13 protein-coding genes are annotated in these 12,646 nt (G+C 58.8%); 8 read left to right on the top strand and 5 right to left on the bottom strand.

Translation table 11 applies throughout. The features are described from left to right. The first annotated feature begins 8 nt into the window (after positions 1-8). The 5 genes from ACRDT3_RS09865 to ACRDT3_RS09845 all read left to right on the top strand — a co-directional run bounded on the left by ACRDT3_RS09865 (position 9) and on the right by ACRDT3_RS09845 (position 4,003). Positions 9-590, top strand: a complete 582-nt coding sequence (locus ACRDT3_RS09865) for a nucleotide exchange factor GrpE (protein WP_013349865.1) — start codon at positions 9-11, stop codon at positions 588-590. Positions 591-674: 84 nt separating this feature from the next. Next, positions 675-1,646 (top strand): DnaJ C-terminal domain-containing protein, encoded by a 972-nt coding sequence (locus ACRDT3_RS09860; RefSeq protein ID WP_431492812.1) that lies wholly within the window; start codon positions 675-677, stop codon positions 1,644-1,646. Positions 1,647-1,759: 113 nt separating this feature from the next. Further along, positions 1,760-2,188, top strand: a complete 429-nt coding sequence (locus ACRDT3_RS09855; protein WP_431492811.1) for a heat shock protein transcriptional repressor HspR — start codon at positions 1,760-1,762, stop codon at positions 2,186-2,188. Position 2,189: 1 nt separating this feature from the next. Then, positions 2,190-3,023: an AraC family transcriptional regulator gene (locus ACRDT3_RS09850; protein ID WP_431492810.1), complete on the top strand. Its 834-nt coding sequence runs from the start codon at positions 2,190-2,192 to the stop codon at positions 3,021-3,023. A gap of 77 nt (positions 3,024-3,100) precedes the next feature. Then, positions 3,101-4,003 carry a proline dehydrogenase family protein gene (locus ACRDT3_RS09845; RefSeq protein WP_431492809.1) on the top strand — a complete coding sequence of 301 codons (903 nt, stop codon included), beginning with the start codon at positions 3,101-3,103 and terminating at the stop codon, positions 4,001-4,003. Between the two features lie 37 nt (positions 4,004-4,040). On the opposite strand, the gene ACRDT3_RS09840 is transcribed toward ACRDT3_RS09845, so the two are convergent. Next, positions 4,041-4,619 carry a GNAT family N-acetyltransferase gene (locus ACRDT3_RS09840; RefSeq protein ID WP_431492833.1) on the bottom strand — a complete coding sequence of 193 codons (579 nt, stop codon included), beginning with the start codon at positions 4,617-4,619 and terminating at the stop codon, positions 4,041-4,043. 98 nt (positions 4,620-4,717) lie between these two features. Further along, positions 4,718-5,575 carry a tRNA (guanosine(46)-N7)-methyltransferase TrmB gene (gene trmB / locus ACRDT3_RS09835; protein WP_431492808.1) on the bottom strand — a complete coding sequence of 286 codons (858 nt, stop codon included), beginning with the start codon at positions 5,573-5,575 and terminating at the stop codon, positions 4,718-4,720. Between the two features lie 126 nt (positions 5,576-5,701). On the opposite strand from trmB, the gene ACRDT3_RS09830 reads away from it, so the two are divergent. Next, a complete protein-coding gene (locus ACRDT3_RS09830; protein ID WP_431492807.1) occupies positions 5,702-6,112 on the top strand; it encodes a YccF domain-containing protein in 411 nt (136 codons plus the stop codon). 85 nt (positions 6,113-6,197) lie between these two features. Then, positions 6,198-7,280 carry a ribonuclease HI gene (locus ACRDT3_RS09825; protein WP_431492806.1) on the top strand — a complete coding sequence of 361 codons (1,083 nt, stop codon included), beginning with the start codon at positions 6,198-6,200 and terminating at the stop codon, positions 7,278-7,280. Between the two features lie 78 nt (positions 7,281-7,358). On the opposite strand, the gene ACRDT3_RS09820 is transcribed toward ACRDT3_RS09825, so the two are convergent. From ACRDT3_RS09820 to ACRDT3_RS09810, 3 genes are all read right to left on the bottom strand, one after another. Then, on the bottom strand, positions 7,359-8,543 hold the full coding sequence (locus ACRDT3_RS09820) for a TerC family protein (RefSeq protein ID WP_431492805.1): 1,185 nt from the start codon (positions 8,541-8,543) through the stop codon (positions 7,359-7,361). Positions 8,544-8,858: 315 nt separating this feature from the next. Next, a complete protein-coding gene (locus tag ACRDT3_RS09815) occupies positions 8,859-9,326 on the bottom strand; it encodes a GNAT family N-acetyltransferase (RefSeq protein ID WP_431492804.1) in 468 nt (155 codons plus the stop codon). Between the two features lie 30 nt (positions 9,327-9,356). Continuing rightward, complete coding sequence (locus ACRDT3_RS09810) at positions 9,357-9,851, bottom strand: DinB family protein (RefSeq protein WP_431492803.1); 495 nt, start codon at positions 9,849-9,851, stop codon at positions 9,357-9,359. A 170-nt stretch (positions 9,852-10,021) separates the two neighbouring features. On the opposite strand from ACRDT3_RS09810, the gene clpB reads away from it, so the two are divergent. After that, the gene (clpB, locus tag ACRDT3_RS09805) at positions 10,022-12,610 is read left to right on the top strand and encodes an ATP-dependent chaperone ClpB (RefSeq protein WP_431492802.1); all 2,589 of its coding nucleotides are present in this window, start codon (positions 10,022-10,024) and stop codon (positions 12,608-12,610) included. Positions 12,611-12,646: the final 36 nt, after the last annotated feature.

The raw sequence follows: 12,646 nt of genomic DNA, 5'->3' as shown, positions 1-12,646 counted from the left end.
TAGGGAATATGTCCGAGGCACAGGACCAGAACGAGAACTTCGACGAGCAGTCGGAGAACCAGCCAGAGGCAGCTAACGAGCAGCCAACCGCTGACGCCCTGGGTCAGGCCGAGGCGATCCTGAACGAAGCTGCTGCTGGCGCTGACGCCGAAGCAGAGCAGCCAGTAGAGGCCGGTGCGGTGGAAGCCGAACTGCGCAACGACTTGCTGCGTCTGCAGGCCGAATACGTCAACTATCGCAAGCGTGTGGAGCGCGACCGAGCTGTAGCGCGTGAAAACGCCGTGCAGTCCGTGCTCAACACCCTGCTTCCGGTACTTGATGACATCGATGCAGCCCGAGCCCACGGTGACCTCACCGATGGCCCGTTCGCATCGATCGCCAACAAGCTTGACTCCGTGCTGGCTCAGCATGGCTTGGAGCGTATCAACGAGGCCGGCGTCGAATTCGACCCGAACGTCCACGAAGCGCTGCTTCGCCAGGCTGTTCCGGAGATTCCAGCTGACCACGTGGGACAGGTGCTTCGCACCGGTTACCGCAAGGGAACCACCATCCTGCGTGCGGCCCAGGTGCTGGTAGCAACCGGCGAATAGCCACGAATAATCAATTGAAACTGCCCACTGCCGATACTTCGTCAGTGGGCAGTTTCGAATTGGCATTGAAAGGATGGGGCCCTGATGGCAAGTCAGGACTGGATCGAAAAAGACTTTTACGCCATTCTGGGCGTCTCCAAGGACGCCAGTGAGGCGGACATCAAGAAGGCGTACCGCAAGCTTGCGCGCAAGTACCACCCCGACACCAATCAGGGTGATGCGGCCGCTGAAAAGAAATTCAAGGACATCTCGGAAGCCAACTCGGTGCTTTCGGATAAGGAAGAACGCGAGCAGTACGACGCAATCCGCGCCATGGGCGGCGGAGCTCGCTTCTCGGCCGGGGGACCAGGCGGTGCCCCGGGAGGACAGGCCGGTTTCGAGGACATCTTCTCCAACCTCTTCGGAGGCGGGGGAGGCGGCCCGCGGGGTCGCGGCGGACAGCCGGACTTCTCCGACCTGTTCGGCTCAGGCGGCGGTTTTGGTGGCGGCTTCGGCCAAAGCGCACCACCACGCAAGGGTGCTGACCGCACGGCCAGCACCACGATCTCCTTCTCCGGATCAATCAAGGGCACCACCATTGGCCTGCGCGAGCAGAACGGCGAGGTCATTGACGTGCGCATACCTGCGGGCATCAAGGATGGCCAGTCGGTGCGCGTGCGCGGCAAGGGCCAGCCAGGTGCTGCCGGCAACGGCGACCTGCTGGTCAAGGTCAAGGTCAGCGAGCACCCGTTCTTCAAGCGCGAAGAGAACAACATCCGCATCCACGTGCCAGTGACCTTCGACGAAGCGGTACTCGGAGCCAAGATCCACGTACCGACCCTGGACGGGGATTCCGTCGCGGTGAAGGTGCCTGCCGGATCCAACTCCGGGCGCACCTTGCGCTTGAAAGGCCGCGGCGTGAAGACCTCCAAGGCTACCGGCGATCTGCTGATCGTCCTGGATGTCGCGATTCCGCAGAACCTCTCGGATGCTGCCAAGAAGGCCGTGGAGGACTTCGCATCAGCCACCGAGGGCGAGGATCCACGAGTGGACTTGGCTGCCAAAGCCAAGCTCTGAACTCAATAGGCTGTTTTCCCTGCCCCGCCATCGAATTGGCTGGGCAGGGAAGATAGACTCAAAGGCAATAGGGACCGACTCCAAGGTCCTTGCAGAAAGGTGGTAGAAGCAACGTGAACGGGGAGTACCTGCGACCTGTCTTCGTCATTTCCGTCGCCGCGCAACTTGCAGACATGCATCCGCAGACGCTGCGCCAGTATGACCGCATCGGTTTGGTTTCGCCCAGCCGCCAGAGCGGAAAGCAACGCCGCTACTCGCAGCGAGACGTATCGCTGTTGCGCCAGGTGCAGTCCTTGAGCAAGGAAGGCGTATCGCTCGAAGGCATCAAGCGCATCCTGGACCTGCAAGATCAAGTCGCCTACCTGCAAACCGAAGTCAATGGGCTTCGCCAGGAACTTTCCGCCGTACGCCAGGGCCAATCGCGCATCTTCGCTGCGGGCACTGCCGGTGGCGACATCGTTTCACTGGCTTGGGGCATGCGCCCAGAACGCCGTGAGCCGACGGTGACGCTGTTTACCACGCGCCGCGCTATCGGACGCTAGCATGGCAGGAGAGGCACCGGTTCGCCACGCTGCCGAATTCTGGCATGACCCCGAGATCCCGGAAATTGAATCCCGGCGTTCATGCCAACTGATCTCCTGCTATCGTCCGCACACGCATACTCGATTTTCGATCGGTCTTATCGAATCAGGACACACCAGTTTCAGGGGCTACTCAGGACAGCAGGCAACGCTATTGCCGGGCGATGTCATCCTGATACCTGCTGGGCATATTCATGCATGCAATCCTCAAAATGGCCAATGGGAATATCAAATGATCCACCTGGATCAGCAATGGCTCAGCGCTCTGCTTCCCGAAGCTGCAGTCCGTCTATTTTCGGGAATCCGAATTTTCCGGGAGCCCAGGCTCTACCAATCGCTCACGGAATTCAATGATCAGCTATTCTCTGGGCCGAACCGGAACAGTGTACAGCGTGCGCTGCGGGAAATTTTCACCGATTTTGATTGCTTGCCGATTTATGAATCAGTGCCTATGCAACCGGATGGGACCGATCAACGACTGTCCCTGGTGCTTAAGAAGCTCCGTGACGATACGCCTGTCCCGCACTTACGCGAACTGGCTTCATTGCTGAACATGAGTAAATATCAACTGATTCGGTATGTGCGCAGCAACACGGGGTTCACTCCCATTGCGTGGCGGCACAACGAGCTTGTGATCCGCTCACGTGAGCTGCTGCGAGCCGGTACTCCCATCGCCCAAGCCGCTTCCGAGCTCGGATTCGCAGACCAAAGCCACTTCCATCGCGTATTTCACGCCCATGTCGCCGCGGCTCCGGGAAAGTACCAGCAGCCGGTGCAATATCGTACAAGACCGTAGCGACCCGGCTGCAAGATCATGGGACCATGCACTTTTCACCTGAATACGCAGATCTCGCAGCCGACACCTTGCGCTCCATGGCGCTGGATGAAGAACTCAAAGCACGAGTGATGGCCATGCCTGAACTCGCTTGGATCGCCCAGAAAATTTCTCGTCGTTACCTTGCCGGCCCTGACATTGAGTCCGCCGTTGGCCAGGTTTTCCAGATTTCCGCTCGTGGTCATCGCAGCAGCATCGAATGCGTCGGGGAATCGATCCGCGATCGCTACAGCGCAGAACAGGAAACGCTCGTTTTCCTGGAAATCGCCCGTCGGCTGGAAAGCACAGGGACTTCCACGACTATCAGCCTGGACTTGTCGCATTTGGGTTCTCTGATTGATCCTGAGCTGGGTTTCGCCAACGCACTGCGCGTCGCGCAGGCTGCCCGCGATGCCGGCACGTACCTGATGATTTCCGCGGAAAGCGCTGAACGGACCGACCTCGTTCTGGGAACTTGGGAACGAATGATTCGAGATTTTCCGGAAACTGGGATTACCGTGCAAGCTCGGCTGCATCGAACCCCCGATGATCTGGCACGTTTGCTGCGCTGCGAGGGTGGTCCAGTGCGTTTGGTCAAAGGCGCATTCCAAGAAGCTGTTTCGGTCGCGACACCTCGAAACGACCCGAAGACTACAGCGCGGTACAAGCTCCTGGCCCAGGAACTTCTCCGTTCAGGACGCCGCGTTAATTTTGCCACCCACGATGTTCGCCTCCTAAATTGGCTTCAGCCGGAAGTAGATGCAGCACCGAACGGCGACTCGGTGGAATTTGAAATGCTGCAGGGCTTAGGAACTCGTCAATTGAACGCGCTCCACAGCGCCGGGTACAACACCCGAGAATATGCCGTATTCGGACCGGAATTCTGGCTGTATGTGCTGAATCGGATGGCGGAAGAGCCAGAACGCGTCTTGCTGGCTTTGGCAGACATCCAGGGAACATAGGTGAATCGAAGCGGCTGGAGAAATCTGCTTCCAGGGCTCAGAGCCTTCCGTGCCGGGCTAAGCGCGCGTTCAACTGGGTGCGCACGGCAGGCCATTCGTGGGGGAGTATCGAGAAAACCACGGTATCGCGCATGGTGCCGCTCTTCGGATCATATTTGTGATTGCGCAGCACGCCATCCTGTTTGGCACCGAGCCGTGCAATCGCGGCGCGTGAAGCGGCATTGTGCCAGTGCGTGCAGAAAGCCACTGAATAGCAATCCAGTTCCTCGAAAGCCCGGCGCAGCAGCATGAACTTGGCAGCCGGATTGATCCCGGTGCCTTGGGCCGGCATGGCCAGGAACGTTGAGCCGATTTCCACGCGATGATTTTCCGCGTCGATATTCAGATAGGTCGTGGCCCCCACCGCCTTGCCGGTGGACAGGTCGATGATCGCAAAGGGAGCCAACGCGCCAGTTTCCTGCAATGCCAAGCGGCGCTGGATATCCAGGCGCATGGATGCGGCCGGTGGGGTGGTGGCAAACCACGCTTCATCCAAATGGCCGTTGGCTGCGAGCTGGATCAGATCCGGGGCGTGGTCCATTGACAATTGTTCTAGACGAACCCCGGCGTAGTCCATTCTCGGAGCTTGGGCGTATAGCAGACTTTGCGCAGAAGAAGAGGCCATGGAATCCATCCTAGGGATCCCATGGCCTCTTCGATGCTTTATTTCGGCGACTAGCCGATGCGGGTGTACGCCAGATCGAAGACCAGGCGTCCAGCCTTCAACGCCTTGCCCTCGAAGCTGGTGAGGATACGGCGCTCGAAACGCGGGGCCCAACCACCCTGGGCATCAGTGAATTCTGGCTCGGGGTCAAAGCCTTCCATGCCATCACGGCGCACCTTGGTCAGGTGGCTCTCAACACCGGACAGGTTGCCAGGATGCTGGTTCTCGAAGTCCGGGTGGGCTTCGAGAACTTCGCGCATTTGCTCTGCGTAGTTGGACCAGTCCGTGGCCAAGCGCAGGGTGCCGCCGGGCTTGAGCACGCGGGAGACCTTGTCCAGGAACGAGGCCTTGATCAGGCGACGCTTGTGGTGGCGTGGCTTGTGCCATGGATCTGAGAAGAAGATCCAGATCTCATCCGCGCTGTTCTCGTCCAGCATGACGTCCAGAACCTCTGGGGCGTTGGCCTGCACTGCGCGGACGTTGGTGATGCCGAAGGATTCAACCTTCAGCATCAGCTGAGCCAAGCCCGGACGATAGACCTCAACGGCGAGGTAGTTGCGCTCGGGATCATCCTTGGCGGCGTTGGCAATGCACTCGCCCAGGCCGGTACCGATCTCCACGATCAGCGGCGCGGTGCGACCGAAAGCCTCGGCAGGATCGAGCTGGAAGTCATCAGCAACCGAGGTGTCGGCAATCTTGCGGGGCGGCTCAATGACATACTGCTCGGCATTGCGCTCCCAGGCGCTGGCACGGCGGCCCTGCAGGCGGTTGCCACGGCGCACGAAGGATACCGGCTCGGCACGGAAAAGGTCTGGGTTCCTAGGAGCAGTGCCGTGGGCTGGGCGCTGCTGATCGCTCGATTCGCTCATGGTGATTAATCCTAGCCGAGCATGCTGCTTCGATGCTTGCCGAACGGTAGGGGAATGGACACCCCTAGGAAGAAATCGGGGTGATCCCCGATGGAGTAAACCAGGCAAAAGACAGAGAATATAACCATGACTGATTTAGTGCGCGGTATTCTCAACATTATTTGGCTGCTTTTTGGCGGTCTGTGGCTGGCCTTGGGCTACGTATTGGCAGGCATCATCTGCTGCGCGCTGATCGTGACCATTCCATTCGGCATCGCCTCGTTCCGCATTGCCGGCTATGCGCTGTGGCCGTTTGGCCGCACCGTAGTCGATAACGGACCGGTGAGCGCGTTCTCCACCCTGGGGAACATCATCTGGATTATTTTTGCGGGTATCTGGATTGCCGTGGGGCACGTGGTGACCGCGATCCCGATGTTCATATCGATTATTGGCATCCCACTGGGAATCGCCAACCTGAAGATGATCCCGGTTTCCTTGATGCCTCTGGGCAAGGTCATCGTGCCTTCGGACTACTTCATCGGTGACGTTCGCCGCTAGTTATGCGGTATGCGGTTGGTCGGCTGGCACCCTAGCTATGATCTGTCCGGACTATCTTGTCGGTGTGCTTTGAGAATGTATGTACATGAGCCTGAATGCCGAAGCTGCCGGTGACTTGCTGAGCCGGCCCATTATTGAATCCACGATTCCACGTGTGCCAGATGCCTTCATGATGACGAAGCCATTTCACGCGTCGATAATTTCTTGGACGATGCCTGAGATCGCTGGCAATGGCGGCATGGTCTACTGGCTGTTTTCGATCAGCCATGAAGATGGCACTCTTACCTCGCATTCGAGCGCTTCGGACGAGTCCATGCCTTTGCCAATTATGCTTCGTGAATTGGAGCAGCTCCTGGGGCAGTACCGCGAGCAGACTTGGATATGCGTTCCTACGCGCAACCGGAATATAGCCCGCTACTTTGCTGAATCCGGTTATGCCGTTACTCGGGGGCTAAACCCTATCAACAGGGCAGCACGCGAGATCGAGCAGCTAGTCGGCGACGCGAAACTGTCATTAACGCGACGGGCTCAGCAACGCCATCGGTTGCGCGAAAGTCCTGTTCGTAGCGTGTCTTCCCGAACCCACGATGCGGCGAAGACGGAGAAGATCCAGTGGCATCCTGAATTTTGGTCCACAAGTCACGTACATCCAGAGCGCATTGTGATCGGTGTCGATGCTTCAGCGGATCCATCCGGCGCCGGCTCCATAGCGATGATTACCGGACACGGGGATGTTGTGGTTTACGCCGGAGAATTCTTTGGTCATATGGGCGCCCTGGAGCTCCGTGCCGTAATCCTTGCATTGGAATACCTGCAGGGCTTTGAGGCCGCCAGCGCTGTGATCCATACGGATTCGGAAGATGCCTATCGGATTATTGAGGAACTGATTACCACTGGCCGCTACGTTGATGGCTATCGCGGCATTGGAGGAGAACTGTGTTTGGAATTCCTTGCCGCATGGAATGCTTGTTCGGCGGAAGTCGTCATCACAAGGCATCGGGGCCATACTGGACTGATCTATAACGAGGTTGCAGATGAATTGGCCTGGATGGCGAGGGCAGCTGCGAAACTTCCACGGCATACATCGGAACCCGAGCTACTGGAAAGAATAAGGCTGCTTCAGATTCAAATGCAGGAACGCAACTCGCCCTGCGAACATTCTTGGTGAATGCGTGCTCACTGTCAGAAAATATGGCTGCCAACTCCAGATGGGGTTGGCAGCCAATTGCTTTAAGCGCGAACCTGATTAGCTCTTGAGGTACTCATCGTGCTGGCGGTGCGCTTCAGCGACCTCGACGCGGATCTTGTCCACGTCCTTGGCCTTGTCGCGGTACTTCTTTTCCATGGTTTTCACATACGCTTCTTCCTCGACCAATGCGCGGTAGATGCGTTCGCGTTCGTTCGGATCCGAGGTGTAGCTCAGGTCGTTATAGCTGCTGGCGTGGCGACGCAGGTTGCCGACGGCAGTCTGGGCCTTGCCCGCCTTGCTGAACAGCGAAGCGAGAATGGTCAGCACCAGGACACCGATGATCACGCTCAGCGACAGGCCGGTGCTGATTTCAATGACCGTCACGTGCTCGCCATCATTGATGAATGGCAGGTTGTTCTCGTGAAGTGCGTGCAGGATCAGTTTCACGCCGATGAAGGCCAGAATTGCTGCCAAACCGTAGGACAGGTAGATCAAGCGGTCCAGCAATCCGTCGAGCAGGAAGTAGAGCTGGCGCAGTCCCATGAGCGAGAATGCGGTAGCAGTGAACACGATGTAGACGTTCTGGGTGAGTCCGAAGATCGCCGGGATGGAATCCAGGGCGAAGAGAATATCGGTACCGCCGATGGCCACCATGACCAGCAGCATCGGAGTCAGGACCTTCTTGCCATCGATCTTGGTGAACAGCTTGTCGCCGTCATAGCTGTCGGTAGTGTGGAACAGCTTCTTGGCGATGCGGATGATGAAGTTGTTGGCCTCATCGGATTCGTCATCCTTCTTCAGCAGGTTGCCGGCGGTCAACAGCAGGATCAGGCCGAACAGGTAGAAGACCCAAGCGAACTGGTTGATCAGCGCTGCGCCGACAAAGATGAACGCGGTACGTGCGATCAGCGAGAAGACGATGCCGAAGAGCAGGACTTTCTGCTGGTCTTCGCGAGGCACCCTGAAGCTGGCGATGATGATCAGGAAGACGAACAGGTTGTCGACCGACAGCGCCTTTTCGGTGATGTAGCCAGCGAAGTACTCGGCACCCATGTCGATTCCGCCGAAGGCCAGGACCAGCACACCGAAAATGAGGGCCAAGCCGACATAGATGCTGGACCAGATGGCTGCTTCACGCAGCGATGGAACGTGGGCCTTGCGGATGTGGAAGAAATAATCGAAGGCCAGAAGGGCGAGAATCACGACAATCGTGATGCCCCAAATCATAGGGGAAGCTCCCATAGGGATTCCTGCTTTCGTAAGAAGCGCGCGAACGCGACTGAGTAAGTCTCTTCACCGACCCTGGGGCTGGCCGCAAAACCCGGCAGGACCACGAAGTCCTGCGTATTGACGGATTCAACGATTGTGAATACTCCCTTACGTTCTACCAGCCTAACCTGAAGCGGTGCGCCTGGAAAAGATTTGGTCTGTGGATTTCATGGTGATCTGTAATGTACTTCGTCTTTGCGCAGTTGGGTAGGTGTCAATTGCAATTCGAAGGATGCAGTTCGCTGCTCGCTTGGAACAGCGCGGGCCAGCACCGGGAACAGGCCAAGGCTAGAGCGTCTTGCGCATTTTGATGCTGGTTGTTTCGTAGCCAAGCGATTCGTAGAGTCCGCGAGCGCTCCGATTGAATCCGAACACGTTCAGCCCCAGGGTGCGCGCGCCGTGGGCACGGGCGTATTCTTCGGCCAGATTCATGGCTTGGCGTCCGTATCCCTTGCCGCGGTGCCCGGGTTCGACAACGATGTCCCATACCCACCACGAAGCCGGATCGCCCGAGGTGTCGTGGCCGATCCAGACATAGCCCACATCGCCGAGAATTCCATGCTCCAGGGTGAATACCGCGTTGGTGCAAGTTGGCAATCCGGTGGAGAAGGCCCGGGCCATGGCCAGGTCTGCATCTTCTTGCGCCTCGTGCGCGGAGCTGCCAGCGGCAACAAGGTCAGATACGTACTCCGCAGTGCTTCTTGTCAGCCACGACTGGAATCGTTCAGCGGGAAGCGGGAGGAGTTTCAAAGGCATGCCCGGAGTCTACCGGTTGTGAGCGGCATGCTATTTCCGGGCGGCCAGGATTTGTTCACGCAGGATATCTGCGTGTCCGCAGTGCTGTGCCAGTTCGCGCAGCATATGCAGCTGGATCCAGCGCAGCGGCAACGGCCCGCGCCGATTTCCGGAGAAAACGTGATCCCCGGTCTTGCCCTCGGCCGCTTGATGCGACAGTTCGATGGCCCGGGCGTAGCCGCCCTGAATTGATTCAATGGTGTCGGATGCGTCCAAGTCGAATGATTTGCTGGGCGTAGAGGCAATGCCCAGCTCCGCCCGGCTCTTGCCGGTGGCTGCTTCGCCGAACCAGACCCGTTCCACGAAGATTGCATGTTTGACCAGACCGAGCATCGTGGTCTTGGATTCGACCAACTTCAACCTGGCTTCGGCTTCACTCAGCCCGTCGAGGCAGGAAAGCAGCATCTGCCGGTGCTGATTGATGAAAACTTGGACCATGTCATCGTGGGTCAGTGAAAAAATGTCTTTGGAATTCGGGTTGGCCATGCCTTATCTTAAGTCTGCAAATCTTTCGTGACAAGGGATTTTGCCTCCGGGGCAAGCGAAATGAAAAATCTTTCGAAAATCTTGCTCTAGCTGGAATACAAAGAGTGCGAGTAGAGTTGAGTTAAGTACACTCAAGTTTATGAGTTCACCCAATTAGAGAAAGGATGCGCGTGGACACCAAACTCACCACTAAGAGCCAAGAAGCTCTCTCGGCTTCCGGGATGAACGCTTCAACCGCAGGCAATCCGCAGATTGAACCTGCGCACCTGCTGAAGGCCTTGCTGGACCAGCGCGAGTCCGTCGCAGTCGCCTTGCTGAAGACCGCCGGATTGGATGTCGACGCGCTCTCCGTCAAGGCAAGCACTGTCATCAATGCATTGCCTTCCAGCTCCGGTACTTCAGTGGCTCAGGCCCAGTACTCCCGGCAGCTGCTGCAGGTTGTGAGCAACGCCCAGGCAACCGCAGCAGAAATGGGGGACACCTACGTCTCCACGGAGCACCTGCTCATCGCCCTGGCCTCAGACCAGACCAAGGCCGGTGAAGCGCTGCGCGAATTCGGGGCCACCCGCGAACTGCTGGTGGGCACCTTGCCCACCATCCGCGGCGACCGCAAGGTCGATAACCCTGATCCGGAGGCCACCTTCCAGTCCCTGGAGAAGTTCGGCACTGATATGACTGCCCTGGCGCGCTCCGGCAAGCTGGATCCAGTCATCGGCCGTGACCGCGAGATCCGCCGCGTGGTCCAGGTGCTCTCCCGCCGAACCAAGAACAACCCGGTGCTGATCGGCGAGCCAGGCGTCGGCAAGACCGCTGTGGTTGAGGGGCTTGCCCAGCGCATGATCGCTGGCGACGTGCCAGAATCCCTGCGCGGCAAGACCCTGATCTCGCTGGATCTGGGTGCCATGGTCGCCGGTGCCAAGTACCGCGGCGAGTTCGAAGAGCGGCTGAAGTCGGTATTGGAAGAGATCAAGGCTTCGGACGGCCAGATTGTCACCTTCATTGACGAGATCCACACCGTGGTCGGTGCCGGTGCATCCGAAGGCGCCATGGACGCGGGCAATATGCTCAAGCCAATGCTCGCCCGGGGCGAGCTGCGCCTGATTGGTGCCACCACCCTGGATGAGTACCGCGAGAACATCGAGAAGGACCCCGCCCTGGAGCGCCGCTTCGCCCAGGTATATGTCGGTGAGCCAAGCGTGGATGACACCATTGCCATCCTGCGTGGTTTGAAGGAACGCTACGAAGCGCACCACAAGGTTTCCATTGCGGACTCCGCGCTGGTGGCAGCTTCCACGCTGTCCAACAGGTACATCTCCGGCCGCCAGCTGCCAGACAAGGCCATCGACCTGGTTGATGAGGCCGCTAGCCGCCTGCGCATGGAGATCGATTCGGCTCCAGAGGAAATCGATGAGCTGCGCCGCGAGGTAGACCGGCTGACCATGGAGGAACTGGCGCTGTCCGATGAGACCGATCCAGCTTCGGTTGAACGGCTGGAGGCCCTGCGCAAGGACATGGCGGACAAGAAGGAAAAGCTGGACGCGCTGAACTCCCAGTGGGAAGCGGAGAAAGCGGGTCTCAACCGTGTCGGTGACCTGAAGGTCAAGCTCGACGAACTGCGCAGCCAAGCCGATAAGGCCCAGCGCGAGGGCGACCTGGAGAAGGCCTCGCGCCTGCTCTACGGCGAGATTCCAACGCTGCAGCAGGAACTGGATGCGGCGGCCGCGGCCGAAGCCGATAAGGCAGATACGCACACCATGGTTGCCGAGGAAGTCACCGCCGATGACATTGCCGAGGTCATCTCGGCATGGACCGGTATCCCGGCAGGACGCATGCTGCAGGGCGAAAGCCAGAAGCTGCTGGATATGGAGGAGATCATCGGGCAGCGCCTGATGGGGCAGAAGCAGGCTGTTGCCGCGGTCTCAGACGCCGTCCGTCGTACCCGTGCCGGCATTGCCGACCCGAACCGGCCCACCGGATCCTTCCTGTTCCTTGGACCAACCGGTGTCGGCAAGACCGAGCTAGCCAAGTCCCTGGCTGACTTCCTCTTCGATGATCCACGCGCAATGGTGCGAATCGACATGTCCGAGTACTCGGAGAAGCATGCGGTTTCGCGCCTGGTCGGTGCCCCTCCGGGCTATGTGGGCTATGAGGAGGGCGGGCAGCTCACTGAAGCTGTACGTCGCCGCCCATACTCGGTGATTCTGCTTGACGAGGTGGAGAAGGCCCACCCGGAGGTCTTCGATATCCTGCTGCAGGTACTCGATGATGGCCGGTTGACTGATGGCCAAGGCCGCACGGTGGACTTCAGGAATACCATCCTGATCCTCACCTCCAATCTGGGTTCCCAGTTCCTGGTGGACCAGAGCCTGGAGGACGAGGCCAAGAAGTCAGCGGTGATGAACGTGGTCAATGCCTCGTTCAAGCCGGAGTTCTTGAACCGCCTGGATGAAGTCATCCTCTTCGATCCACTGAGCATCGAAGAGCTGGGAAGCATCGTCAAGCTGCAGATCGACCTGCTCGCACAGCGTCTAGCCGACCGCCGCTTGAACCTGGAGGTGGATCAGGCCGCCAGCGAATGGCTGGCCCTGACCGGTTATGATCCTGCCTACGGCGCCCGTCCGCTGCGCCGCCTGGTGCAGCGCGAGATCGGTGACCGGCTGGCCAAGGAGATCCTGGCCGGAACGGTGCAGGACGGGGACACCGTAGAGGTCACCCTGGACGAAGTTGGCGACAAGCTCAAGGTTGCCAAGAAGGCCTAGGAACCTGGCTATGGCGAGGGCATGGACAGATGGAAA

This window comes from Glutamicibacter sp. (assembly GCF_050701915.1).
In the GTDB taxonomy this organism is placed as follows: domain Bacteria; phylum Actinomycetota; class Actinomycetes; order Actinomycetales; family Micrococcaceae; genus Glutamicibacter.
The sequence above is the reverse complement of the archived record's forward strand: the minus strand, read 5'-3'. Positions and strand labels throughout refer to the sequence as shown.

Bases quoted from the DNA above. Each gene is read 5' to 3' on its own strand.
- ACRDT3_RS09865 (WP_013349865.1), top strand. From the start codon at position 9: ATGTCCGAGGCACAGGACCAGAACGAGAACTTCGACGAGCAGTCGGAG.
- ACRDT3_RS09860 (WP_431492812.1), top strand. From the start codon at position 675: ATGGCAAGTCAGGACTGGATCGAAAAAGACTTTTACGCCATTCTGGGC.
- ACRDT3_RS09850 (WP_431492810.1), top strand. From the start codon at position 2,190: ATGGCAGGAGAGGCACCGGTTCGCCACGCTGCCGAATTCTGGCATGAC.
- ACRDT3_RS09845 (WP_431492809.1), top strand. From the start codon at position 3,101: ATGGCGCTGGATGAAGAACTCAAAGCACGAGTGATGGCCATGCCTGAA.
- ACRDT3_RS09840 (WP_431492833.1), bottom strand. From the start codon at position 4,619: ATGGACTACGCCGGGGTTCGTCTAGAACAATTGTCAATGGACCACGCC.
- trmB (WP_431492808.1), bottom strand. From the start codon at position 5,575: ATGAGCGAATCGAGCGATCAGCAGCGCCCAGCCCACGGCACTGCTCCT.
- ACRDT3_RS09830 (WP_431492807.1), top strand. From the start codon at position 5,702: ATGACTGATTTAGTGCGCGGTATTCTCAACATTATTTGGCTGCTTTTT.
- ACRDT3_RS09825 (WP_431492806.1), top strand. From the start codon at position 6,198: ATGAGCCTGAATGCCGAAGCTGCCGGTGACTTGCTGAGCCGGCCCATT.
- ACRDT3_RS09820 (WP_431492805.1), bottom strand. From the start codon at position 8,543: ATGGGAGCTTCCCCTATGATTTGGGGCATCACGATTGTCGTGATTCTC.
- ACRDT3_RS09815 (WP_431492804.1), bottom strand. From the start codon at position 9,326: ATGCCTTTGAAACTCCTCCCGCTTCCCGCTGAACGATTCCAGTCGTGG.
- ACRDT3_RS09810 (WP_431492803.1), bottom strand. From the start codon at position 9,851: ATGGCCAACCCGAATTCCAAAGACATTTTTTCACTGACCCACGATGAC.